Origin of the sequence: Phenylobacterium sp., from assembly GCF_046290725.1 — a bacterium.
Taxonomy (GTDB): domain Bacteria; phylum Pseudomonadota; class Alphaproteobacteria; order Caulobacterales; family Caulobacteraceae; genus Phenylobacterium.
This window is the reverse complement of the sequence record NZ_JBKBUH010000001.1, coordinates 87,351-110,810: the sequence shown is the minus strand read 5'-3', so window position 1 is coordinate 110,810 and position 23,460 is coordinate 87,351. Positions and strand designations below refer to the sequence as shown.

Genomic DNA, 23,460 nt, shown 5'->3' with positions numbered 1-23,460 from the left:
GCGACGCCACGTTTTCATGTCCTTGCCCGAGTTCTTCTTCGAGCGCGTGACACGGGAAATCCATCAGCAGATGGAGGGGGTGCTGGCGCTTGCCGAGCGTCTGGCGCGCCACCCGCTGGGCGGGGACGCCCAGGCCTGCGTGGCCGGGGTGGCCGAAGCCGCGCGCGCCGTGCGCCAGATCCTGGCCTCCGCCTCCGACCTCAAGCACGCCGCCGCGGAGGGCCTGGCCTTCCAGCCCGAGCCCCTGCGCGTGGCCGACCTGGCCGACGAGGCCCAGGCCCGCTGGCAGGAGCGCGCCCAGGACGGCGGCGTCACCGTCTTCTTCTCCTACGACGGCGATCCGGAAACCGTGGCCATGGTCGATCCGGGCCGCATGCGCCAGATGCTGGACGCCTTCATCGCCCAGGCCGCCGCCGGCGTGCGGCGCGGCGCGGTCGAGGCCACCTTGAAGGCCACGGTCGAGGGCGAGGCCGTGCGCCTGGAAGGCCGGATCCGCGGCGGGTCGGAACGGATCCTCGGCGACCGCGCCCTGGACATCCAGGAGATCGAAGCCCTTTTCGGCCTGGAAACCGCGCTCGGCGTGGCGCTTGGCCGTCAGATCGTCGAGGCCATGGGCGGGGTCCTGCGCGCCGAGGCCAACCGCGGCGCGGGCGAGACGCTCGTCTTCGAAGTGACGGCGCCGCTGGCCCTGCCGGCCGCCGAGGACGCGCCGGAGGCCGAGGTCGGCGAACGCGCCCACATCCTGGTGGTCGACGACAACGCCACCAATCGCATGGTGGCCGAGGCGCTCTGCGAGATGTTCGACTGCACCTCGGAGTCCGCCGTCGACGGCGTCGAGGCGGTGGAGGCGGCGCGCTCCGGCCGCTTCGACCTGATCCTGATGGACATCAAGATGCCGCGCATGGACGGGGTGGCCGCCACGCGGGAGATCCGCGGCCTGCCCGGCCGCGCCGGCCGCGTGCCGATCATCGCGCTGACCGCCAACGCCGATCCAGAGGACGCCGCCGGCTATCTGAAGGCCGGCATGAACGGCGTGGTCGAAAAGCCCATGAAGCCGGAAAACCTGCTGCGCGCCCTGCAGGAGAACCTCAGCGCAGGGGCCGCCGCGGCCGCCTGACGGCGTTTGCCTCTGGCCGAACGCCGTTGTTTGCGGAATCCTCCGCCGCTCGAGGGAGGGTTCCATGGCCAGCTTCTATGAACGGCGCATCCTGCCGAAGCTTCTGAGCTGCGCCTGCTCGGCGCCGCCGATGATGAAGCAGCGCGCCAAGATCGTGCCCCAGGCGGAGGGCCGGGTGCTGGAGCTCGGCATCGGCATGGGCCTGAACCTGGCCTTCTACGATCCCGACCGCGTGACCTCGGTCAGCGGCGTCGACCCTTCGCCGGAATTGCGCGCATTGGCCCAGGGCGCGCCGCACGACCCGCGCCTGACGGTGGAGGTGGTGGAGGGCGCGGCCGAGGCCCTGCCGTTTCCGGACGCCAGCTTCGACTGCGTGGTCTGCACCTTCACTCTCTGCTCGGTCCAGGATCCGGCCCGCGCGCTTTCGGAATCGCGCCGTGTGCTGAAACCCGGCGGGCGGTTCCTGTTCTGCGAGCATGGCCTGGCCCCCGACCCGGGCGTCGCCCGCTGGCAGCGGCGGGTGGAGCCGGTCTGGAAGCGTCTGGCCGGCGGCTGCCATCTGACGAGGCCGGTCGCCGGCGCCGTCGCCCAGGCCGGGCTGACGGTGGAGCGGATGGACTCCATGTACCTGCCGCGCACGCCCCGGATCCTCGGCTGGAACGAGTGGGGCGCGGCGACGGCGGCCTGACGCCGAATCGCAACTTCCAGTAAAGGTTGACTGCGCATTATCGTCGCAGACGCCTCGCGTGGGCTTGCCGCCCGTGCGCCCCGACCCGACCTTGCGCCGGCCGGGGGGCTTTCGAAAACGCAGTTCTGTAGGCCGCCATGTGTATTGTCTGTCTCGCGAGCTCCTGGCCGGGCTCCCTGACCGCGGATCTCGGGGACGATGGCGTCTCCGCCAGCTACCTCAACGCCGATGCGCGCGGCGGGACCGCCTCCGGCAAGCCCAGCTACACCATCGATCAGGCGGCCTATCAGATCGTCCGGGGGGAGCCCGGCTGGTCTTCGGCGCTGGGTCAGCCCTTCACGGTGACCTACGCCTTCCGCTCGACGGCGCCGGCGACCATGCCCGACGACACCGGCGGCTTCTCGCGCTTCAACGAGGCCCAGATCGTCCAGGCCGAGCTGGCCCTGACCGCCTGGTCGGACGTGGCCAACATCACCTTCGTGCGCGTTGGGACGGGAACCTCGGGCGAGGGCGCCTATTCGAACAACGCCACGATGCTGTTCTCGAACTATTCGACGGGCTCGGAGGACTCCGTCGCCTTCGCCTACTATCCGGGCTCCACCGCCGCCTCCTCGCGGGCCGGCGACGTCTGGATCAACGTCACCCGCTCCAGCAACGCCACCCCCAGCGTCGGCAACTATGGCGGCCACGTGCTGGTGCACGAGATCGGCCACGCCATCGGCCTGGCCCATCCGTCGGACTACAACGCCGGCGCCTCGTCCCCGACCTACGCCGCAAGCGCGACCTATTACGAGGACACCCGCCAGTACACGGTGATGAGCTATTTCAGCGAGGCCAACACCGGGGCCAATTTCGGCGGCCGCTACAGCGCCGCCCCGCTGATCGACGACATCGCCGCGGCCCAGCTGGAATACGGGGCCAATATGACCACCCGCACGGGGAACACGGTCTACGGCTTCAACTCCAACGCCGATCGGCCGTGGTTCGAGGCGACCTCCAGCGCCACGCGCCTGGTCTTCGCCGTGTGGGACGCCGGCGGCGACGACACCTTCGACTTCTCCGGCTACGCCAACAACCAGACCATCGACCTGCGCGCCGGCCACTTCTCCGACGTGGGCGGGCTGATCGGCAATGTCGCCATCGCCAAGGGCGTGACGATCGAGAACGCCCGGGGCGGCTCGGGCGCCGACAGCATCATGGGCAACGCCGCGAACAACAGCATCTTCGGCGGCTCGGGGAACGACACCGTCTTCGGCGCCGAGGGGCGGGACTATCTGCGCGGCGACGCCGGGAACGACCTGATCTACGGCGGCGCCGACTTCGACGACATCAACGGCAATATGGGCAACGACACGGTCTACGCCGGCGACGGCGACGACTGGGCCGTGGGCGGCCAGGATCACGACCTGCTGTACGGCCAGGCCGGGAACGACATCGTCTATGGCAATATGGGCAACGACACGGTCGACGGCGACGTGGGGAACGACACCCTGCGCGGCGGCCAGGGCGAGGACTGGCTGCTGGGCCTGGCCGGGAACGACTGGCTCTCCGGCGACCGCGGGAACGACACCATCACCGGCGGATCGGGCGCCGACATCTTCCACCTGATCGCCGAATGCGACCTCGACTATGTGACCGACTTCAACAGCGCCGAAGGCGACCGGGTGCGGTTCGAGGTCCCGGGCACGCCCTACACCCTGCGCTTCGAAGGCAGCGACACCATCATCGACCTAGGGGGCGGGCACCGCATGGTGCTGGCCGGGGTGACCCAGAGCACGCTGGGCGACTGGCTGGCGACTTAAGGCCCTCATTCCCGCGCCCCTTCCTCTCCCGCGTGCGGGAGGGGATGCCCGCAGGGCAGGTGAGGGCGAGGCGAAGCCGAGGCCGCCGCCAGGCGGGCGTCGCGAAGCGGCGCAAGAACCTGCTGCGTCTGAAGTTGGCGCCTGCCGGCGCCAGCGGCTCCGCCGCCCTCGCAAGATTCGCCCGCTCGCCCTCACCGGGCCTTCGGCCGTCCTCTCCCGCAAGCGGGAGAAGTAGTCTTATTCGCTACAGCCCCACGCCATTCAGAGCTGGTTGTATTCCCCGCAGCGGCAGCGCACGACCACGTCGCGCACGTCGGCGCGCTCCTGGTCGGTCAGCATCACCTCTTCGCAGGCGCCGCAGACGAAGGCCGAACGCGCCTCGCCGGCCGCCAGGCCCTGCGGCGCCTCGACCGCGCAGATCACCTCGCGCCGCCCCACGAAAAGCCCCGGGAAAACCCGCATCGACGTCATGATCATGGGATACGCCTCGTTCTGACACAGACCAGCCTACGCGCTTACGCAGGTGCAAAAAGCGGGTAGCGCCTATTTGTTGCAATGCAACGAAAGAATGGTGTCGGGACGGGCAAAAGGCGCCGTTTTCGGAGGCGGGGAGGCATTGAGGCTATGATCGCGTGGTCGGCAGTTTCTGATGCATAACCAACCTGCGCTCAGCCCGGAATCTGGGTGGCGCGGTTCCTCCTTTCTACTCTTGATAGAGTTCCCATTGTCACCCAATTTTCGTCCCTAGCGTCAGGCGGTAGTTCTCCCTGATTGGGCGATCCGCCCAGCTCATTCCTTTGATCGGAGAACGAGCATAACCGCTGCGATGTACATGAGTCCGCACGTCGTTCCAGACGATCCGAACTCGCCGATTATGCCCGTGATCGTTGCCGACGCTTTGGTGACTCAGCGAGGCAACGATGAGCAATGGCTCACGCCGGCAACGCTCACTGTTGAGACCGTGGCCCGGCCGTTGCGCTGCCGCTTAGCAAGAAAGGTCCATCCCCTCGGGCGAGCGGCAATTGCGTTCGCCGGAAGTGGTGACCACATCGCCACCTGTTACCAGGATGTTCTCGGTCATCTGCCGACTTGGCTGGAGCAGGAGCGGCCGATGGCCTCGCTCGCGCAACACTCTAACCTCTACACCAATTTGTACGGACCGGGTGCCATCCAAACGCTAGGCTCTTGCCAAGTGCCCAACGGATTCAACACCTGCTACCCCCGGGCGCTGGTGGAGTTTGCACATATTCCTCAACTTGGGATGTGCACAGCCATCGGCAGTGGGCACGCTGATCTAATTGCTCGCGCTCGAGAGGGAGAGCGCGACCTTCAACAAATGGCAGAAGCCCCGCTGTTCGAACGGGTGCGGGGCTTCGTGGCCTCGTTGAATGGTCGCCGGCTGGCTGAGGAGATGTTTACAGAACGCAATCTTCCAAACGCCTGGGGCGGGTACCTTGAGTTCGTTTACTTTGACTTCCGCGTCGGACGTTGGGTGTTTGGTCCAAGCGCCCTCAACCTGTTCGCAATCCTCCATCAGGAACGCCTAGGGGTGAGAAGCCTTCGATTCTATTCGCGTGCCATCGGATATATGCCGGGGGACGAGCTCGGACGTGTTCTCACCCTCTCGTCCACGCCAGGCGGGGAGATTGGAGCGGATTGGACCGTTGCGCGGGGGCACTCGAGATTGACCGTCGGCGAAGCCTCCCTAGACCCCTGGCGGAATTGGATCCCCGAGACGTTTACCGTGACGATCTTGGTGCCAATGGACGACGGTTCGTTGCGCTTCATGATGAGGTCCAACAGCCCAGAGGAGTTGGAGGCGCTACGGTTCGCAATTGATGGAAGTAATGTGCACTATGGATTGAGTAACAAATTCGCTGCCGAGCTTGGTATGGCTGCTTGTAACGTCATCCAAGAGACTTTCATCCAAGTAGCGGACTGACAAGAACTTCAGGGGCGACTTAGCACTTATATGACAAACGGGCTCGCGATCTTGAAGGGGTGAGCCACCAGTCCGACGCCAGCCGTAGGGAAGGCTTCTGGATAAGCTGGTAGCTGGGGGCGGGATCGAACCGCCGACCTGTGGGTTATGAATCCACCGCTCTAACCATCTGAGCTACCCAGCCGCCGGGCCTTTCGGCGAGGGGCGGTTTATAGGGAAACGTCGGCGGCTCTTCAAGCCGCTTGGGCGCGGTGAAAAGCGCGGCTAGGTTGGGCCGCCCATGAGCGTGCTCCATCTCCTCGGAACGGCCGGCGAAGGCGGCGCGGAAACCTATTTCGTCGACCTCGTGGGCGCTCTGGCGCGGGCGGGCGTCGGCCAGGCCGCGGCGATCCGGCCGAACGCCAACCGCCAGGCGGCGCTGGCCGCCGCCGGCGTGCCGACCGAGACCTTCCGATTCGGCGGCCCGGTGGACATCCTCACCCGCCCGCGCGTCGGCGGCTTCGCCCGACGGTCGGAGACGAAGCTGGCGCTTGCCTGGATGAACCGCGCCGCCCGCCATACGCCGAAAGGGCCCTGGGCGCGGATCGGCCGGCTGGGGGGCTACTACAACCTCAAATACTATCGCGGCTTCGACGCCCTGGTGGCCAATACCGAGGACATCGCCGACTGGATCGTCGGCCAGGGCTGGCCGGCGGGGCGGGTGCGCTGCATCCCCAACTTCGCCGCCGCCCCGCCCGAGGTCGCGCCCGCCGACCGCGCCGCGCTCGACACCCCGGCGGACGCGCCCCTGCTGCTGGCGCTCGGCCGGTTGCACGAGGTCAAGGCCCACGATGTGGCCCTGGCGGCCCTGGCCCAGGTCCCCGAGGCCTATCTGTGGATCGCCGGCGCCGGCCCGCTGGAGGCCAAGCTGAAGGCCCTGGCCGCGGCGCTGGGCGTGGACGCCCGCGTGCGGTTCCTGGGCTGGCGCAACGACCCCTCGGCCCTCTATCGCGCCGCCGACGTCTGTGTCTTCCCGTCGCGCTACGAGCCGCTGGGCAATGTGGTGATCCAGGCCTGGGCGCACGGCCTGCCGGTGGTGGCCGCCGCATCCCAGGGCCCCGCGGCGCTGATCCGCGACGGGGAGGACGGCCTGCTGGTCCCGGTGGACGACGCAGACGCCCTGGCGGCTTCCGTCCGCCGCCTGCTCGCCGACCCCATGCTGCGCATCGGCCTCGTCCAGCGCGGCGCCGCGCGGGTGGAGGGCGAGTTCTCCGAAACCGCGGTGGTCGCCCAGTGGCGGCGGCTCTTCGAAGACTACGGCGGCGTCTGATGTGCGGGATCGCAGGCGTCATCGGGTCGGGCGGCTCGGCCCGGCCATTAATCGAGGCTCTCACCCATCGCGGTCCCGACGGAGTGCGGGTCGAGGAGGCTGACGGCCGCTCTCTCGCCCACGCCCGGCTGTCGATCATCGACCTCGAGGGCGGCTGGCAGCCCCTGCATGCGGCCGGATCGACGGTGATCGGCAATGGCGAGATCTACAACTATGTGGAGCTCGCCCGCGACTTCCAGCTCGGCGGCAAGCTTTCCACCGGCTCGGACTTCGAGCCCCTGCTGCACCTCTACGCCCAGGAGGGCGAGGCCGCCTTCGACCGGCTGCGGGGGATGTACGCCTTCTGCCTGATCGGCGCCGACGGCCGGGTGTGGCTTGCCCGCGACCCGTTCGGGATCAAGCCGCTCTACCTGCTGGAGCAGGACGGCGCAGTGGCCTTCGCCTCCGAACCCCGCGCCTTCCTGGCGGCGGGCCTTGTCGGCGCCGAGCTCTCCGAGGACCGGGCGCGCGAGCTGCTGGCCTTCAACTACACCCTGACTGACCAGACCATCTTCCAGGGCGTCCGCCGTCTGGCGCCGGGCGAGATCGTCGAGATCGTGGACGGGAAGATCGTTCCCCGCCGCCGCCGCGCGGCGATTTCCAAGGGCGCGAAGCCCGGCGCCGAAGCCGATGAGAAGGCCCTCATCGCGCGCCTCGATGCGGTGCTGGAAGACAGCGTGCGGGTCCATCAGCGCTCGGACGTGCCCTACGGCCTCTTCCTCTCGGGCGGGATCGATTCGGCGACCATCGCCACCCTGATGGCGCGGCTGAACGAACGGCCGGTGACCGCCTTCACCTGCGGCTTCGAGGCGCCCGGCGCCCGCGACGAACGCGCCCAGGCCGAGCGGGTGGCCCGGGCGCTCGATCTCGACTGGCGCGAGACCAGCTTCGGCGAAGAGGATTTCTGGCGGATCCTGCCGCAGATCGCCTGGGCCCACGACGACCCCACCGCCGACTACGCCACCCTGCCCACCTACAAGCTCGCCGAAGCCGCCAAGGGAACCCTGACCGTGGTGCTGACCGGGGAGGGGGGCGACGAGCTCTTCGCCGGCTACGGCCGCTATCGCCGGGCCCTGCGTCCGGCTTGGCTTGGCGGCCGCGCCGCCGAGCCGCGGGCCGAGGCCGCCGTCGTCGCCCGCTGGCGCGATCAGGCCGCCGCGCCCAAGGGCCTTTCGCCGCTGCAGGCCGCCCAGCACGCCGACATCGCCACCTGGCTGCCCAACGACCTGCTCCTGAAGCTCGACCGCTGCCTGATGGCCCATGGGCTGGAGGGCCGCACGCCGTTCCTCGATCCGGAGGTGGCGGCCTTCGCCTTTCCCTTGCCCGACCGGTTCAAGGTGCGGGGGCGCTATGGCAAGTGGCTCTTACGCAAGTGGCTGGAGGGCGCCTGCCCCGCCGCCGATCCGTGGGGCCGCAAGAAGGGTTTCACCGTGCCGGTCGACGCCTGGATCGCCCCCCGGGCCGCCGAGATCGCCGAGCGGGTCGCGCGCATCGAGGCGGTGCGCCGGGTGCGCTCGCCCGAGGCCGTCCGCGCGGCCTTCGCCAGCGAGGGCGGCGAGCGCTGGCCGCTGCTCTTCTTCGCCATCTGGGCGCTGATCCACTTGGACGGCGCGAGCCCCCACGAAGCCTTGACCGCCGCAGCCGGAACGATCTGAGCCCTGCGGGTTTTTCCCGGGAACTTTTCTTGGAGACACGAATGCGCCGGCCCGCCTTCACCGCCCTCGCCGCCGTCCTGCTCGCCGCCTGCGGCGGGGAAGGCGAGGCTCAGACCGACGCTGCGCCGCCCGCCGCCGCCGCGCCCGCCCCGCCGCTGGAGACGCGAGCGGCCAATGCTCCGGACCAGCGCGCGGCCTTCGAAGGCCAGACCCGCGCGCCGGCCGCGCCCTCCAACGTCGCCTTCGAGGTGGTGACGGTCGCCGAGGGGCTGGCCAAGCCCTGGGCCATCGCCTTCCTGCCGGACGGGCGGATGCTGGTCACCGAAAAGCCCGGCCGCCTGCGGATCGTCGGCGCCGACGGCCGGCTATCTGCGCCCGTGGCCGGCCTGCCGGAAGTGGACGCACGCAACCAGGGCGGCCTGCTGGCGCTGGCCGTCGATCCCGATTTCCGGTCCAACGGCCTGATCTACTGGTCTTATTCCGAGCTTCGGCCCGACGGGACCAACCACACCGCCGTGGCCCGCGGCAGGCTCGCCGCTGACAGCGCCCGCATTGAAAACGTGCAGGTGATCTTCCGCCAGACGCCGTCGCTGGCCTCCACCATGCACTACGGCTCGCGCCTGGTCTTCGCCCCGGACGGCAATCTCTACGTGGGTCTGGGAGAGCGCTCGATCCTGGCCGGCCGGGTCCAGTCCCAGCGGCTGGACGGAACGCTGGGCAAGGTGGTCCGGATCGCCTCGGACGGCTCGGTCCCGGGCGACAATCCCTTCGTCGGCCGGGAAGGCGCGCGGCCGGAGATCTTCTCCATCGGCCACCGCAACATCCAGTCGGCGGCCCTGCACCCGCGCACGAACAAGCTCTGGGTCGTCGAGCACGGCGCCCGCGGCGGCGACGAGATCAACATCGTCGAGGCCGGCAAGGACTATGGCTGGCCGACCATCGCCTACGGCCTGGAATATGACGGCCGCAAGATCGGCGAGGGCCTGACACAGCAGGCGGGCATGGAACAGCCGATCTACTACTGGGACCCGGTCATCGGACCCTCCGGCATGGCCTTCTACGAGGCCGAGCTGTTCCCGGCCTGGAGGGGCAGCCTGTTCGTCGGCGCCCTGCGCGACAAGCAGCTCGTCCGCCTGACCCTGGCCGGCGACCGGATCGCCGGCGAGGAGCGCCTGCTCGCCGACGTGGGCGAACGGATTCGCGACGTGGTGGTGGGGCCGGAGGGCGCGATCTATGTCGCCACCGATAACGAGAACGGCCGCATCCTGAAGCTCGTCCCGCGGAACTGAAGTCCGCCTCGCCGGAGGATCAGCGCTTCCGCTTCCGGTCGTCCTCGTCGTCGCCGTCCGGGATGACTGCGCCGGCGGCCATGCCGACGCCCTTGGCGGTGACGCCGACTGCGGCGCCGGCGACCCCGACCGCCGCGCCCCCCACCGCCATGGCCAGGCAGCCGGACAACGAGGCGGCGAGTGCGGCGGCGAGGCCCATGCGGGCGACGATGCGGACGGCGTTCATGCTGGAAATCCCCTGACTTTCCGCCAGTTACCAGCCAATCGTCGCCAAATGGTGGCGAAGCTCAGCCGCGGCGCAGGGCCTGCGGCCCGTCGCCCGCACGACGCCACGGACCTGCATAGGTCGGGTCGTTCCGCCGGCGCCGGTCCGGTCCGAAATAGTCGCCCGTGCGAATGAAGGCCCGGGGGTGATCGATGGCGAAATGCAGGCGCTCGATCACCGCGCGGGCGGTGATCGGCTTGGCCACGAACTCGCTGACCCCGGCGTCCCGGGCCTCGCCGATGCGCGAGCGGGTGAGCTGGCCGGTGATCATGATCACCGGCACCATGGGGTTTGCGCTGTCGGGCGCGTTGCGGACCAGGCGCACGAAGTCGATCCCGTCCATCGGCTCCATGATCAGGTCGGTGAAGACGATGTCGATGGCGTGGCTGCGCAGGAGCTCCAGGCCCTCGGCGCCGTCCATGGCCTCGAACACCTCGCGCACGCCGACCGCGCGCAGGATCTCCGCCAGCATGACGCGCATGTGCCGGTTGTCCTCGACGATCAGGATCTTCAAGAGCTCGAAGCGCACGGCGCGGCCGATGTCCTTCCCCCGCTGGCGTTGGCTTGTGATTCGCCGCCGACGCGCCGGATTAAAGGCGCCGGACGCCGGCGGTCAATCTGGCGAACCGGCGTTCGGCGACCAAACTAGCGGCTTGCCCCCGGCATGAAGGCGCCGCCGCCGGTCTGGGCGCGGTGGCGCAGGAAGGCGTCGGCCAGCACGCAGGCGGTCATGGCCTCCACCACCGGCACGGCGCGGATGCCGACGCAGGGGTCATGGCGGCCCTTGGTGCGCAGCTCGATCTCCTCGCCGGCCTCGTTCAGGCTCCGGCGCGGGGTCAGGATGGAGGAGGTGGGCTTGAAGGCCACCCGGGCCACCACCGGCTGGCCCGTGGAGATCCCGCCCAGGATCCCGCCGGCGCTGTTCGACAGGAAGAGCGGCCCCTCGTTCCCCATGCGCATCTCGTCGGCGTTCTCCTCGCCGGAGAAGGCCGCGGCGGCGAAGCCGGCCCCGATCTCCACGCCTTTGGCGGCGTTGATCGACATCAGCGCCGCGGCCAGCTCGGCGTCGAGCTTGCCATAGATCGGCGCGCCCCAGCCGGCGGGAACGCCCAGGGCCTCCACCTCGACGATCGCGCCGGTGGAAGAGCCCGCCTTGCGCACCTTCTCCAGGTGCTCTTCCCAGACCGGGACCGTCTGCGGATCAGGGCACCAGAAGGGGTTCTCCGTCCGCTGGTCCCAGTCGAAGCGCGTGCGGTCGACGGCGTGCGGGCCGATCTGCACGACCGCGGCGCGGATCGTCACGTCTTCCAGGATCCTGCGCGCTACGGCGCCGGCGGCCACACGCGCGGCGGTCTCACGCGCCGAGGCCCGGCCGCCTCCGCGATAGTCGCGCACCCCGTACTTGGCGAAATAGGCGTAGTCCGCATGGCCGGGGCGAAAGGCCGTGGCGATCTCGGAATAGTCGCGGCTGCGCTGGTCGACGTTCTCGATCAGCATGGAGATCGGCGTGCCGGTGGTGACCTGGCCGTCCGTCCGCTCGTCCTGGAAGACGCCGGAGAGGATCTTCACCGCATCCGGCTCCTGGCGCTGGGTCACGAACTTGCCCTGGCCCGGCCGGCGCTGGTCGAGCCAGACCTGCACGTCCTCGGCGGTGAGCTTGATCCCGGGCGGGCAGCCGTCGACCACGCAGCCCAGGGCCGGCCCGTGGCTTTCGCCCCAGGTGGTGACGCGGAACAGATGGCCGAAGCTGTTGTGCGACATGGCGGCGCTTTTAGCCCGCCGCCTTGGTCCGTGGCTAGGCCGCCCAGGCGGCGGCGAACCGGCGGAGCAGGGTCTGGGCGGCGGTGTCGGTCCTCGCCGGCTGCGGATGCAGGCGCAGGAAGAGGTGGCCCTGCCGATGCCGGCCGCGGGCCGGCAGCCCCTGGCCGACCAGCCGCACCAGGCCGCGTTCGGCGGCCTTGCGGGTGATCCAGACCACCCGGCGGCCCAGCGGGGTGTCGAGCGCAATGCGCCCGCCCTCGGCCAGCAGCTCGGGGGCCACGGCGACGGTGATCCAGAGATCGTCGCCGCGAACCATCGCCTGGCCGTCGCCGCGCACCGCGACCTCGAACTCGTGACGGCCGGCGCGGACCTTGTCGCCAGCGCGCACGCCGGGGGGCAGGGTGAGCGCGATCCGACGTCCGTCCGACAGGGCGTGCTCAAGCGATCCGCCGGTCAGGGCGATCAGCGGCGGGACGGAAAGGATGCGATCGGCCGCCGGCGCCGGGCGGGCGGGATGTGGCTGCGGCGCCGGGGCCGCTCGAGGGGCGCCGGGTTCCCGCTGCAGCAGGTGATAGGCCTCGACCACGGCGCGGAAGCGGGCCGCGTCGCCGCCCTTGCGGTCGGGATGGGCGAGCTTGGCGGCCTCGCGGAAAGCGCGGCGCAGCTCGGCCTGGCCGGCGCCGGGCGTTACGCCCAGAACCTCGCGCGCGCGCCGCGCGTCCATGCCTGTGGATGATCCCCTCGCCATCGAGGCCGAATCTCGGGCGCCGGGCGTCAATGCCGCGTTAAGCCCCTGCCCACGCGCGCACGCTCGCGCTATACGCCCGGCATGAGCGACAAGGCCGAAATCCCGCCCTCGCCGAGCGAGGACGACTATGTCCGCCAGGTCTCGCAGGCCGAGCCGCCGCCGCTGCTGGCGGCCGAAGACCCGTTCGACCTGTTCGCCGAGTGGCTGCGCGAAGCCGTCGCCAAGGAGCCCAACGACGCCAACGCCATGGCGCTCGCCACGGCCGACGAGGCGGGCCTGCCGGATGTGCGCATGGTGCTCCTGAAGGACGCGGGACCGGACGGCTTCGTGTTCTACACCAACCTCGAAAGCGCCAAGGGCCGGCAGCTGGCCGCCAACCCGCAAGCCGCCCTGCTGTTCCACTGGAAGTCCCTGCGCCGCCAGGTGCGGGTGCGCGGGACGGTGTCAGCCGTAAGCGAGGCCGAGGCCGACGCCTATTTCGCCACCCGCGCCCGGCCGGCCCAGATCGGGGCCTGGGCCTCGGCCCAGTCGCGCCTCCTGCCCGACCGCCTGGCCCTGGAAAGGAAGATCGCCGAGATCGGCCTGAAGTTCGGCATCGGCAAGGTGCCGCGGCCGCCGCACTGGTCGGGGTTTCGCGTGACGCCGGAGGTGCTGGAATTCTGGCGCGACCGCCCCTTCCGCCTGCACGAGCGGCTGGTTTTCCGCCGGGCCGGCGAAGGCTGGACGACGGAGCGGCTGTTCCCGTGACCGACGCCGAGGAGGCCGAGGTCCTGGCCTGGTTCGGCGCACGGGCCGAAAAGCGCATCGAGACCGGCTGCGCCCACGTCTTCCTGGCCGGGGACACCGCCTTCAAGGTCAAGAAGCGCGTCGATCTGGGCTTTCTCGACTACTCCACCCTGGAGTTGCGGCTCTGGGCTCTGGAGCGGGAGCTGAGGTTCAACCGGGCGGCGGCGTCCGACATCTACCGCTCCGTCCGCAAGGTGACCCGCGCGGCCGGCGGCGGGCTTGAGCTGGACGGGCCGGGGAGGGCGGTCGAATACGCCCTGGAGATGCGCCGCTTCGACGAAGACGCGGTGCTGTCCGCCCAGCCGTGGGCGGTTGACGGGCCGCTCGCCGAGGCCATGGGCCGGCTGATCGCCCGCACCCACGCGGGGGCGGAGATCCGGCCGCAGGGGGGCGGCGGCAAGGCGCTGAAATACACCATCGATTCCAACGCCAAGCTGCTGCGCGAACTGGCGCCGCGGCTGGGCGCGGAGCGGGTGGAGGCGGTGATCGCCGCCACCGATGCGGAATACTTCCGGCGCGAGACGCTACTGGACGCCCGCCGCGCCGCCGGTTTCGCCCGCCACTGCCACGCCGACCTGCACCTGGGGAACATCCTGCTGGAGGACGGCCGCCCGGTGCTCTTCGACTGCATCGAATTCAACGACGTGCTGTCGGAGATCGATATCCAGTACGACATAGCCTTCCTGCTGATGGACCTGGATTTCCGTCGCCGGCGCGACGCCGGGGTCCGCGTGTTGTCGGCCTATCTGGATGAGGCTTTGCGCAGTTTCGGGCCCGAGCTGTTGGAGGGGCTCGCCGCCATGCCGCTGATGCTGGCGGTCCGGGCCGGGGTGCGCGCCCACGTCTGGGCGCATAGCGGCGACGATCAGGCGGCCGGCGCCTATCTGGACGCAGCCCTGGAGCATCTTGCGCCGCCGCCGCCCAAGCTGGTGGCGGTCGGAGGGCTCTCAGGGTCCGGCAAGTCGACCTTCGCGCGGCTGATCGCGCCGGGCCTGGGGCCATCCCCAGGCGCCGTCGTCCTGCGCACCGACGAGATCCGCAAGCGGCTGATGGGCGTGGCCCCGGAAGCGCGCCTGCCGGCCAGCGTCTATTCGCCGGCCTTCTACGAGGACGTCTACGCCACCCTGATCGCCGAGGCCCGGGCCCTGCTCGCCGCCGGACGCGGCGTGGTGCTGGACGCCACCTTCATCCGGCCCGAGCTGCGCCGCCGAGTGGAAGAAGCCGCCCTGCTCGCTGGCGTGCCGTTCCACGGAGTCTGGCTGGACGCTTCGCCCCGGGTGCTGGCCCAGCGGATCGAGGGCCGGGAAGGGGACGCCTCGGACGCCACCGTCGCCACCCTCGCCATGCAGCTGGAGCGCGACGTCGGCCAGATCGGCTGGGACCGCATCGACGCCTCCGGCCCCGCACAGGACTCCGCCGAAGCCTGGTCGGCCAGATACGCCTCCGGTTAGGCTAAGGGCGGGAGGACCGCCGATGATCAAGCTCACCTTTGCGCTCACGCGGCTGCCGCACCTCAGCCGCGCTGAGTTTCAGGACTATTGGCTGAACACCCACGGCCCCCTAGTCGCCAGCGTACAGGCGCCGCTGGGCATACGGCGGTACGTCCAGACCCACAGTCTGCCTACGGAACTCTCCGAGGCCCTGCGCGCCAGCCGCGGGGCGCCGGCCGAGTACGACGGGGTGGCCGAGCTCTGGTACGACAGCCTGGAGGACTTGGCCCGCCGGCTGGAGGATCCCGCCGCCCGCGAGGCCGGCCGCCTGCTCCTGGAGGACGAACGCCGGTTCATCGACCACGCCCGCTCACCGCTCTGGTGGGGTCAGGAACAGGTGATCGTGGGTTGAAGATTGCGCGAAAAGCCCGATTTCGCTTGACCTGAAGGACGCTTCGTTGCGGAAAACCCGGAGCGTTACCAGCGTCTAATGCGCACCTCTAAAGAGGGCGGAGCGGGAGGAAGATATGCAGGGCTTGATGCAGGACTGGCCGCTGACGGTCGATCGGATCCTGGACCACGCCAAGGCCTGGCACGGGGAGCGCGAGATCGTCTCCCGCTCGGTGGAAGGGCCGATCGTCCGCACCACCTATGCCGAGGTCCATGCGCGAGCCAAACGCGTCTCCAACGCCCTGCTTGGCCTGGGGATCAAGCCCGGCGACCGGGTGGCGACTCTGGCCTGGAACACCGCCCGGCACATCGAGGCCTGGTACGGGATCATGGGGATCGGGGCGGTCTGCCACACCCTCAACCCCCGCCTCTTCGCCGAGCAGCTGGTCTACATCATCAACCACGCCGACGACCGGATCATCTTCACCGACCTCACCTTCCTGCCGATCCTGGCGGCCATCCGCGACCAGATCCCGAAGGTGGAGCACTTCGTCGTCCTTACGGACGACGCTCATATGACCGACGCCCTGCCGGGCGCGCTGGCCTATGAGAGCCTGATCGAGCAGGCCTCGGCCGACTGCACCTGGGGCGGCTTCGACGAGAACACCGCCGCCGGGCTCTGCTACACCTCGGGCACGACCGGAAATCCCAAGGGCGTGCTCTATTCGCATCGGTCGAACTTCCTTCACACGCTCACCACCATGAGCCGCGACGTGATGGGGATCGGGGCGACCGACGTCATCCTGCCGGTGGTGCCGATGTTCCACGCCAACGCCTGGGGCTTGGCCTTCTCCTGCCCGGCGGTGGGCGCCAAGCTGGTCATGCCCGGTCAGAAGCTCGACGGGGCCTCGGTCTACGAGCTGCTGGAGACCGAGGGCGTCACCTTCTCCGCCGCGGTGCCCACGGTTTGGCAGATGCTGCTGACGCATCTCCGGGAGACCAAGGCCAAGCTGACCACCTTGAAGCGCGTGGTGATCGGCGGCTCGGCGGTGCCCGAAGCCATCGTGCGCGGCTTCCGCGACGAGTTCGGGGTCGATGTGACCCACGCCTGGGGCATGACCGAAACCTCGCCGCTCGGCACACTCTCGGTGCCCAACGCCGCCGTGGCGGCGATGGACGAGGAGGCGCAGCTGCAGTTCAAGCTGAAGCAGGGGCGCGCGCCGCTGGGCATCGAGCTGAAGCTTACCGACGACGCCGGCGAGAGCCTGCCGCACGACGGAACCACCTTCGGCCGGCTGAAGGTGCGTGGCTCCTTCGTGGTCGGGGAGTATTTCAAGGGCGAGGGCGGCAAGATCCTCGACGAGGACGGCTTCTTCGACACCGGCGACGTGGCGACGGTGGACGAGTACGGCTACATGCAGATCACCGACCGCGCCAAGGACGTGATCAAGTCCGGCGGCGAGTGGATCTCCTCCATCGAGATCGAGAACCTGGCGGCCGGCCACCCGAAGGCGGCCATCGCCGCGGTGATCGGCGTGCCGCATCCCAAGTGGGACGAGCGGCCGCTGCTGCTGGTCAAGCTGCGCGAGGGCGAGAGCTCCACCAAGGAAGAGTTCCTGGGTTTCCTGGACGGCAAGATCGCCAAGTGGTGGATGCCCGACGATGTGGTATTCGTGGACGACATCCCGCTCGGCGCCACCGGCAAGATCGACAAGAAGGTGATCCGCCAGGCCTACGAGACCTATGTGCTGCCGAGCGCCAAGCCCGCCGGCGCGGCGGCGCAGGCCGCGGCGCGCGCCCCGAAGCTGACCGCGCCGGACGACGGCGAAGGGTGAGGCGCGGCCAGGCGCGCCCGGGCCTGCGGCGGCTGGCGGGGGGCTATTTCGTCCTGGCGCTGGCCGTGGCGCTCGCCCCCTCGGCGCTGATGACCGCGGCGTTCGCGGGCGTGCAGAGCGGCGCGGCCGACTGGCGCGGCTGGCCGGGGCGTGCGGCGATGGACTGGGCGCCGCCGCTGATCTATGCGGCGGTGCTCGTCGGAATCGGCGGGCTGGTCCTGGCCTTGCTGGCGGGCTTCCGGCGCTATTGGAAACCCGCCCTGGCGGTGCTGGGCCTGACGGCGGCGGCGCTCGCCTTCCACATCGCGCTCATCCAGGCGCCAGCGGCGCGCCAAGCCTTTGTGGAACAGGGTTTGACCTCGATCAAAGCGTGACCGTAAGGCTTTGCTAAGCATGCGGGCAAAGGAGATATCCGATGCCCGACCTTCCCCTCGCGCAACAGATCGTTCTCGGCGGCGTGGTCGTCGCCTTCACCACCTTCATGGTCGCCCTGGCGGGCACCCACATCTACGTGCTGCTGGGCGAGGCCCGGCGTCACGCCAAGCGGTAGGCGCTGTCCAGGCCCGGCTCGCCGTCGGCGACGACGAGTCCGCGCCGCGTGAGGTCGATCATGTGGCCCAGCACCGAGCGGGCCGCCGCCGGGTGCAGCCGCGGATCGACCTCGGCGTAGAGCGCAGGCACCATGTCCTTGATCCGGGTGTGGCCTTGGCTGAGCGCCTGCAGCACCTGGGCCTCGCGGGCGCGGCGATGGGCGATATAGGCCTCGATGAAGGGCGTGACGTCGCGCACCGGCGGACCGTGGGTGGGCCAGAGCACGTCGAAGCCGCGGGCCTTCACCATCTCCAGGCTTTCCATATAGGCGGTCATGTCGCCGTCGGGCGGCGAGACCACGGTGGTCGACCAGCCCATGATGTGGTCGCCGGAGAAGAGGGCGTTCTCCTCCTTCAGGGCGAAGCAGATGTGGTTGGAGGTGTGGCCCGGCGTGGCCACCGCCTCCAGCGTCCAGCCCGGTCCCTCGAACACTTGGCCGCCGCCGCAGATGTCGATGTCCGGGGCGAACCCCAGGTCGTGGCCGGCCTCCGTGATCACGCTGCGGTCGGCGTCGGGCGTCTTGACCGCGCAGCCATAGATCGGCGCGCCGGTCTTTTCCTTCAGCGGCCCGGCCAGGGGTGAATGGTCGGAGTGGTGATGGGTGACCAGGATGTGGGTCACGCGCTCGCCCGCCAGCGCGGCCATCAAAGCATCCAGGTGCTCGGGCAGGTCGGGGCCGGGGTCGATCACCGCCACCTCCCCGCGGCCGACGATGTAGGTCCCCGTGCCCAGATAGGTGAACGGGCCGGGGTTCTTCGCCACCACCCGGCGGATCAGGGGCGAGACCTGGTCGCAGGCCCCGTATTCGAAGGTCAGCTCGCGCACATAGGGGATCATGTTTCCTCGTCCGGTCCGGCGCCGTCCTTGCGCTGAGAGGCCTCGAAGCCTTTCTCCGAGGGTCCCGTCATGGCGGATGCGGCGATTTTTGTCTCAAAACGGCTCCAGCGGGCGGTCTTCGCGCTGATGTGTCTCGTCGCGGTCCAGCTCGTGCTCGCCGTGGCCAGCTGCGAACCCGAGCAGGTGGCCATGGGCTCGGCGCGGGTCGCCTCCGCCCGCTAGCGCGGCAGGACCTGGTCCAGATCGTAGCCGGCCTGGGTCCCCAGGGCGACCAACTCCTCTCGCCCCCGCGCGCCGGCCAGGGCCTCGCCGATCGACCAGGTGACGATGGATCGCGTGCCCGTGCGGCAGAAGGCCAGCACCGGCGCCTCCGCCGCCTGCAGGATCTCCCGTTCGGCCGCCACCTGGTCCGGCGTCGGCGACCCGCGGACCGGCACGTGGTGGTAGGCGAGCCCTCGGGCCCTGGCCGCCGCCTCCAGCTCGGCGTTCGAGGGCTGTCCCGGCTCCTCGCCGTCGGGCCGATTGTTGATGATCGTGCGGAACCCCTGCGCCGCGGCGGCGGCGACGTCCTCGACCGAAATCTGCGGGCTGACGGAAATCTCGTCGGTGACTTTGCGGAACGCGGCCATGGAAACCCTTGATCTTCCAGGAGAGCGGGGGAGCTTTCGTTGACATCATCGGGGGGCGGTGGAAGTTTCGCAACGCCCGGGCCTGCGAAAGCCCTCACCTTGAGCCAGGTTTCATGTTGCGTTTCATAGGCCGCCGCCTGCTGGTGGCCATACCCACACTCTTCCTGGTGATCACGCTCGCCTTCTTCATGATGCGCGCAGCGCCCGGCAGTCCCTTCGACACCGACCGGAAGCTCTCGCCCGAGATCGAGCGCAACGTCATGGCCAAGTACGGCATGGACCGGCCGCTGGGCGAGCAGTACGTCAACTACCTGGCCGGCGTCGTCCGCGGCGACTTCGGACCGTCGCTGAAATACCGCGACAAAACCGTGCTGCAGATCCTCAAGGAGAACTACAAGGTCAGCCTGACGCTCGGGGTCTCGGCCATCGTCATCGCCGGCGCCGTGGGGGTGACGCTGGGCGTGCTGGCGGCGCTGAAGCAGAACGGGCTCGTCGACTACGGGGTCATGACCATCGCCATCATAGGCGTCTGCATACCCACCTTCGTGACCGCGCCCTTGCTCGTCCTGCTGTTCGGCTCGACTCTGCAGATCCTGCCCTCGGGCGGATGGAACGGCGGGGCGCTGCCGAACCTGATCCTGCCGGTGACGGTGCTGGCCCTGCCGCAGATCGCCATCATCTCGCGCCTGACGCGGGCGGGCATGATCGAGGTCCTGAACTCCAACTATATCCGCACCGCCCGGGCCAAGGGCCTGCCGGCCCACCGGATCGTCGGCAAGCACGCCCTGCGCGCGGCGATCCTGCCGCTGGTCAGCTATCTGGGGCCGGCCTGCGCGGGCCTGCTGACCGGCTCGCTGGTGGTGGAGAAGATCTTCAACCTGCCGGGCCTGGGAAAGTTCTTCGTCATCTCCGCCCTGCAGCGGGACTACACCGTGGTGATGGGCATGGTGATCTTCTACGCCGCCCTGATCCTGATCCTGAACCTGATCGCCGACCTGCTCTATGCGGCGCTCGACCCGCGCGTGAGGCTGTCGTGAGCGGCCCGGTCCTGGCTCCCGGCTCGCGCGCCGGGGCGGCAACGATGGAACGCGCCGTCAAGGGACGCAGCCTGTGGGACGACGCCCGCCGGCGACTGTTCCGCAACGGGGCGGCGGTGACCGGCATGGTGGTGCTGGCCCTTCTGGTGCTGGTCGCGCTGATTGGGCCGTCTCTCGTCCCCTTCGGCTATGACCAGATCAACAAGGGCGACGTCTGGGCCCCGCCGCTGACCGGCGGCCACCTGCTGGGGACCGACTCCCTCGGCCGGGACCTGCTGGCCCGGCTGCTGATGGGGCTCCGGGTCTCGCTGGCCATCGGGCTGGTGGCGACGGTCGTGTCCCTGATCATCGGCATCGCCTGGGGGGCGGTCGCCGGCTATGTGGGCGGGGCGGTGGACGAGGCGATGATGCGCTTCGTCGATGTGCTCTATTCGCTGCCCTTCATCTTCTTCGTGATCCTGCTGATGGTGACCTTCGGGTCGAACATCATCCTGATCTTCCTCGCCATCGGCGCGGTGGAGTGGCTGACCATGAGCCGGATCGTGCGCGGCCAGACCCTGGCCCTGAAGCACAAGGAGTTCGTGGAGGCGGCCCGCGCCGCCGGCCTGACGCAAGGGGCGATCATCGCCCGCCACATCGTTCCGAACCTGCTGGGACCGGTGGTGGTCTATGTGACCCTGACAATCCCCGCCGTGATCCTGGCCGAAAGCTTCCTGTCCTTCCTGGGGCTGGGCGTGCAGCCGCCGATGGCCTCGCTCGGCACCCTGATCGCCGGCGGGGCGCAGGACATGGAGCTGGCGCCCTGGCTGCTGATCTTCCCCTCGATCACCATGGTGGTGACGCTGATGTGCTTCAACTTCATCGGCGACGGCCTGCGCGACGCCATCGATCCCAAGGATCGATGACCTCGGCCGGCTCCGAGGCCTCAGCGCACCCGCCGCGCGCGGATCGCCCGCTGGCCGTCGGAGTTGAGGAAGAAGCCGCCCATCGCCGCCTTGCGGATCTCGACGGTGGAGCCCCTACGGGGCCCGCGCATCAGCCGTTCGTTGTCGTTCTGGGCCCAGACCGCCCCGCCTTCCAGCTCGAAGACCCACTTGCCGTCGCCGCCCTGATAGGCGTTGACCACCTGGGCCGTCAGCCGGTCGGCCTCTTCGGCCTTCTCGGCGCGATTGAACACGTCGAGGGTGGGCAGGTTGAAACCGAAGGCCTGGCGGCGGGCGGCGCGGGCCATGTCGCGGTCGACCACCACGATGTCGCCCTTCTGCTCGGCCTCGCCCAGGCCGGCGGCGGCGGCGTCGTAGCAGGCCAGGCGCTCGGCGGGATCGGCCTTTGCGCGGCAGTCCAGCAGGCTCTGGAACACCGAGGCGCGGCCTTCCGCCGCCGGTTGCGCGTCCGCGGCCCCCGCCAGGCCGAGCCAGATCGCCAGGGCGGCGCCCAGCTTTGAGCGGGTGTCAAAGTATGTCATCGGTGACCCTATGAAATCGACGTCGCGCATTGATAAGGCCCTGGCGGCTCTCGGCAATACGGTCGTGCTGGGGCTGGCCCTCCTCACCCTGGCGGCCTGTGGCCAAGGCAAGGCGTCGCGGCCCCCGTGCCCGGCTGGCAAGGTCTGCATCCACGCCGGCAACGGCTCCGAGCCGGTCTCGCTCGACCCGCACAAGACCACCGGCACCTGGGAGGACCGGATCCTCTCCAGCCTGATGATGGGGCTCACCCAGAGCGCGCCGGACGGGACCGCGATCCCGGGGATGGCCGAGCGCTGGGAGACCACGCCCGACGGCTTGACCTGGACCTTCTATCTGCGCGAGGCCGCCTGGTCCGACGGCGCGCCGGTCACCGCCGACGATTTCGTCTTCTCGCTGCGGCGGATCCTCGATCCTCAGACGGCGGCGGAGTACGCCTCGCTGCTCTACTTCATCAAGAACGCCCTCCCGGTGAACGAGGGCAGCGCGCCGGTCGAGTCGCTGGGCGTGCGGGCCGTCTCGCCCCGCGTGCTGGAAATCTCCCTTGAGCATCCGGCGCCTTACCTGCCGGAAATCGCCAAGCACCAGACCATGTACCCCGTGCCCAAGCACGTGGTGGAGAAGGTGGGCGACGCCTGGGTCCGGCCGGCGAACTATGTGGGCAACGGCGCCTTCACGCTCGTCGACTGGCGCCTGGGCGACTATGTGAAGATCGCCAAGAACCCGCGCTTCTACGAGGCCGATCAGGTCTGTGTGGACGAGATCTATTTCTACCCCACCACCGACGCGATCATGGCCGAACGGCGGGTGGCCCGCGGCGAGCTCGACCTCAACACCGACATCCAGTCCAATCGCATCGCCCGTCTGCGCGAGACCATGCCGGGCTATGTGCGCACCCACACCTATCTCGGGGTGACCTACCTGGCGTTCAATTCCAACGTGCCGGCCTTGCAGGACAAGCGTGTGCGCAGGGCGCTGGCCATGGCCATCGACCGGGAGTTCATCGCCGAGAAGCTGCTGCGGGGCGGTCAGACGCCGGCCTACACCTTCGTGCCGCCGGGCGTGGCCAATTATCGGCCCGCCGAACCGCCGGCCTGGGCCGCCTGGCCGCTGGAGCGCCGCCACGCCGAGGCCCGGCGCCTGCTGGCGGAGGCAGGCTACGGCCCGGACAATCCCCTGCGAATCGAGATCAAGCACCGCAACTCGCCCGATCCGATGCTGTTCATGCCGGCCATCCAGGCGGAGTGGAAGGCGATCGGGGTCGACGCGCGGCTGGCCCAGAACGAGGCCCAGATCGCCTACGCCGCCTACCGCTCGCGCGATTTCGAGGTGGCCGACGCCGCCTGGATCGCCGACTTCAACGACGCTTTGAGCTTCCTCTATCTTCAACAATCCACGACGGGTTCGCAAAACTACGGCGACTACAAGAATCCAGCCTACGACGCTCTGATCGCCCGCGCCGACGCCGAGCCCGACGCACGGCGCCGGGCGGAGTATCTCCGCGAGGCCGAGCGGGTGATGCTGGACGATGCGCCGGTGGCGCCGATTTATTTCTACGTGAACAAGAACTTGGTCAGTCCGAGGATCACCGGCTGGGTCGACAACATCGTCGATCACCACCGCTCGCGATATTGGTGCGTGGAGGGGGGCGGCCCGCAGACGGCGTCAAAAGGGTAAATTCGTGCGCATCGCTCGGCGAGCGGCGTAATCTGTGACCAGAATGCGACAGGTTGGCGCCCTTCACGTTGCGCCCCAGGAATGAGCGTTGACCCCCTTGCGACAAGCCCCGTAACTCCAGCGTAACCGGATTCAGACCTGAGTCCGGGACCGACTTTTTGTGGGGAGCG

At 69.4% G+C, this 23,460-nt stretch carries 24 protein-coding genes and 1 tRNA gene; 16 read left to right on the top strand and 9 right to left on the bottom strand.

Annotation, left to right across the window (positions count from 1 at the left end; genetic code table 11):
• Positions 1-16: 16 nt before the first annotated feature.
• The 3 genes from ACK41C_RS00570 to ACK41C_RS00560 all read left to right on the top strand — a co-directional run bounded on the left by ACK41C_RS00570 (position 17) and on the right by ACK41C_RS00560 (position 3,607).
• Complete coding sequence (locus ACK41C_RS00570) at positions 17-1,117, top strand: response regulator (RefSeq protein WP_409649066.1); 1,101 nt, start codon at positions 17-19, stop codon at positions 1,115-1,117.
• Positions 1,118-1,181: 64 nt separating this feature from the next.
• Positions 1,182-1,805 (top strand): class I SAM-dependent methyltransferase, encoded by a 624-nt coding sequence (locus ACK41C_RS00565; protein ID WP_409649063.1) that lies wholly within the window; start codon positions 1,182-1,184, stop codon positions 1,803-1,805.
• 137 nt (positions 1,806-1,942) lie between these two features.
• On the top strand, positions 1,943-3,607 hold the full coding sequence (locus ACK41C_RS00560) for a M10 family metallopeptidase C-terminal domain-containing protein (RefSeq protein ID WP_409649061.1): 1,665 nt from the start codon (positions 1,943-1,945) through the stop codon (positions 3,605-3,607).
• Between the two features lie 261 nt (positions 3,608-3,868).
• On the opposite strand, the gene ACK41C_RS00555 is transcribed toward ACK41C_RS00560, so the two are convergent.
• Positions 3,869-4,084 (bottom strand): hypothetical protein, encoded by a 216-nt coding sequence (locus ACK41C_RS00555; protein ID WP_409649058.1) that lies wholly within the window; start codon positions 4,082-4,084, stop codon positions 3,869-3,871.
• A 355-nt stretch (positions 4,085-4,439) separates the two neighbouring features.
• On the opposite strand from ACK41C_RS00555, the gene ACK41C_RS00550 reads away from it, so the two are divergent.
• A complete protein-coding gene (locus ACK41C_RS00550; RefSeq protein WP_409649056.1) occupies positions 4,440-5,549 on the top strand; it encodes a hypothetical protein in 1,110 nt (369 codons plus the stop codon).
• A gap of 107 nt (positions 5,550-5,656) precedes the next feature.
• Here the strand turns inward: ACK41C_RS00550 and ACK41C_RS00545 are convergent.
• Positions 5,657-5,733 (bottom strand) — tRNA-Met (locus tag ACK41C_RS00545).
• 96 nt (positions 5,734-5,829) lie between these two features.
• On the opposite strand from ACK41C_RS00545, the gene ACK41C_RS00540 reads away from it, so the two are divergent.
• The 3 genes from ACK41C_RS00540 to ACK41C_RS00530 are packed head-to-tail and all read left to right on the top strand — an operon-like array spanning position 5,830 to position 9,841.
• The gene (locus ACK41C_RS00540) at positions 5,830-6,858 is read left to right on the top strand and encodes a glycosyltransferase (RefSeq protein ID WP_409649053.1); all 1,029 of its coding nucleotides are present in this window, start codon (positions 5,830-5,832) and stop codon (positions 6,856-6,858) included.
• Positions 6,858-8,552 carry an asparagine synthase (glutamine-hydrolyzing) gene (gene asnB, locus ACK41C_RS00535; RefSeq protein ID WP_409649050.1) on the top strand — a complete coding sequence of 565 codons (1,695 nt, stop codon included), beginning with the start codon at positions 6,858-6,860 and terminating at the stop codon, positions 8,550-8,552. The genes ACK41C_RS00540 and asnB overlap by 1 nt, the downstream gene beginning before the upstream one ends.
• 41 nt (positions 8,553-8,593) lie before the next feature.
• The gene (locus ACK41C_RS00530; RefSeq protein ID WP_409649047.1) at positions 8,594-9,841 is read left to right on the top strand and encodes a PQQ-dependent sugar dehydrogenase; all 1,248 of its coding nucleotides are present in this window, start codon (positions 8,594-8,596) and stop codon (positions 9,839-9,841) included.
• A 19-nt stretch (positions 9,842-9,860) separates the two neighbouring features.
• Here ACK41C_RS00530 and ACK41C_RS00525 read toward each other — a convergent pair whose 3' ends face one another.
• From ACK41C_RS00525 to ACK41C_RS00510, 4 genes are all read right to left on the bottom strand, one after another.
• Positions 9,861-10,067, bottom strand: coding sequence for an NF038104 family lipoprotein (locus tag ACK41C_RS00525; protein ID WP_409649045.1), 207 nt, complete (start codon positions 10,065-10,067; stop codon positions 9,861-9,863).
• Positions 10,068-10,128: 61 nt separating this feature from the next.
• Positions 10,129-10,635: a response regulator gene (locus tag ACK41C_RS00520; RefSeq protein WP_409649043.1), complete on the bottom strand. Its 507-nt coding sequence runs from the start codon at positions 10,633-10,635 to the stop codon at positions 10,129-10,131.
• A gap of 116 nt (positions 10,636-10,751) precedes the next feature.
• Positions 10,752-11,867, bottom strand: a complete 1,116-nt coding sequence (aroC, locus tag ACK41C_RS00515) for a chorismate synthase (protein WP_409649039.1) — start codon at positions 11,865-11,867, stop codon at positions 10,752-10,754.
• A 34-nt stretch (positions 11,868-11,901) separates the two neighbouring features.
• Positions 11,902-12,591: a DnaJ domain-containing protein gene (locus ACK41C_RS00510; protein WP_409649036.1), complete on the bottom strand. Its 690-nt coding sequence runs from the start codon at positions 12,589-12,591 to the stop codon at positions 11,902-11,904.
• Positions 12,592-12,696: 105 nt separating this feature from the next.
• Between ACK41C_RS00510 and pdxH the strand changes: the two genes are divergently transcribed.
• The 6 genes from pdxH (at position 12,697) to ACK41C_RS00480 (ending at position 17,606) form a co-directional block, all read left to right on the top strand.
• Positions 12,697-13,362, top strand: a complete 666-nt coding sequence (gene pdxH / locus ACK41C_RS00505) for a pyridoxamine 5'-phosphate oxidase (RefSeq protein WP_409649033.1) — start codon at positions 12,697-12,699, stop codon at positions 13,360-13,362.
• Positions 13,359-14,852 (top strand): AAA family ATPase, encoded by a 1,494-nt coding sequence (locus ACK41C_RS00500; RefSeq protein WP_409649030.1) that lies wholly within the window; start codon positions 13,359-13,361, stop codon positions 14,850-14,852. Before pdxH ends, ACK41C_RS00500 begins: the two co-directional genes overlap by 4 nt.
• Before the next feature lie 22 nt (positions 14,853-14,874).
• Entirely contained in the window at positions 14,875-15,243 is a 369-nt protein-coding gene (locus ACK41C_RS00495) for an EthD domain-containing protein (RefSeq protein ID WP_409649027.1), read from the top strand.
• Between the two features lie 115 nt (positions 15,244-15,358).
• On the top strand, positions 15,359-17,056 hold the full coding sequence (locus tag ACK41C_RS00490; protein ID WP_409649024.1) for a long-chain-fatty-acid--CoA ligase: 1,698 nt from the start codon (positions 15,359-15,361) through the stop codon (positions 17,054-17,056).
• Positions 17,053-17,430, top strand: a complete 378-nt coding sequence (locus ACK41C_RS00485; protein ID WP_409649021.1) for a hypothetical protein — start codon at positions 17,053-17,055, stop codon at positions 17,428-17,430. The genes ACK41C_RS00490 and ACK41C_RS00485 overlap by 4 nt, the downstream gene beginning before the upstream one ends.
• A gap of 41 nt (positions 17,431-17,471) precedes the next feature.
• A complete protein-coding gene (locus ACK41C_RS00480; protein ID WP_409649019.1) occupies positions 17,472-17,606 on the top strand; it encodes a hypothetical protein in 135 nt (44 codons plus the stop codon).
• Here ACK41C_RS00480 and ACK41C_RS00475 read toward each other — a convergent pair.
• Positions 17,591-18,484, bottom strand: coding sequence for an MBL fold metallo-hydrolase (locus ACK41C_RS00475; RefSeq protein WP_409649016.1), 894 nt, complete (start codon positions 18,482-18,484; stop codon positions 17,591-17,593). The two genes, ACK41C_RS00480 and ACK41C_RS00475, sit on opposite strands and share 16 nt — an antisense overlap.
• Before the next feature lie 218 nt (positions 18,485-18,702).
• Complete coding sequence (locus ACK41C_RS00470) at positions 18,703-19,113, bottom strand: TIGR01244 family sulfur transferase (RefSeq protein ID WP_409649013.1); 411 nt, start codon at positions 19,111-19,113, stop codon at positions 18,703-18,705.
• Between the two features lie 113 nt (positions 19,114-19,226).
• Here ACK41C_RS00470 and oppB point away from each other — a divergent pair, with 113 nt between their 5' ends.
• Positions 19,227-20,150, top strand: a complete 924-nt coding sequence (gene oppB, locus ACK41C_RS00465) for an oligopeptide ABC transporter permease OppB (protein WP_409649010.1) — start codon at positions 19,227-19,229, stop codon at positions 20,148-20,150.
• Positions 20,151-20,194: 44 nt separating this feature from the next.
• Positions 20,195-21,055: an ABC transporter permease gene (locus ACK41C_RS00460; RefSeq protein WP_409649007.1), complete on the top strand. Its 861-nt coding sequence runs from the start codon at positions 20,195-20,197 to the stop codon at positions 21,053-21,055.
• A gap of 20 nt (positions 21,056-21,075) precedes the next feature.
• Here the strand turns inward: ACK41C_RS00460 and ACK41C_RS00455 are convergent, their stop codons facing one another.
• The gene (locus tag ACK41C_RS00455) at positions 21,076-21,615 is read right to left on the bottom strand and encodes a hypothetical protein (protein WP_409649005.1); all 540 of its coding nucleotides are present in this window, start codon (positions 21,613-21,615) and stop codon (positions 21,076-21,078) included.
• A 10-nt stretch (positions 21,616-21,625) separates the two neighbouring features.
• Here ACK41C_RS00455 and ACK41C_RS00450 point away from each other — a divergent pair, with 10 nt between their 5' ends.
• A complete protein-coding gene (locus tag ACK41C_RS00450) occupies positions 21,626-23,290 on the top strand; it encodes a peptide ABC transporter substrate-binding protein (RefSeq protein WP_409649002.1) in 1,665 nt (554 codons plus the stop codon).
• Positions 23,291-23,460 lie beyond the last annotated feature (170 nt).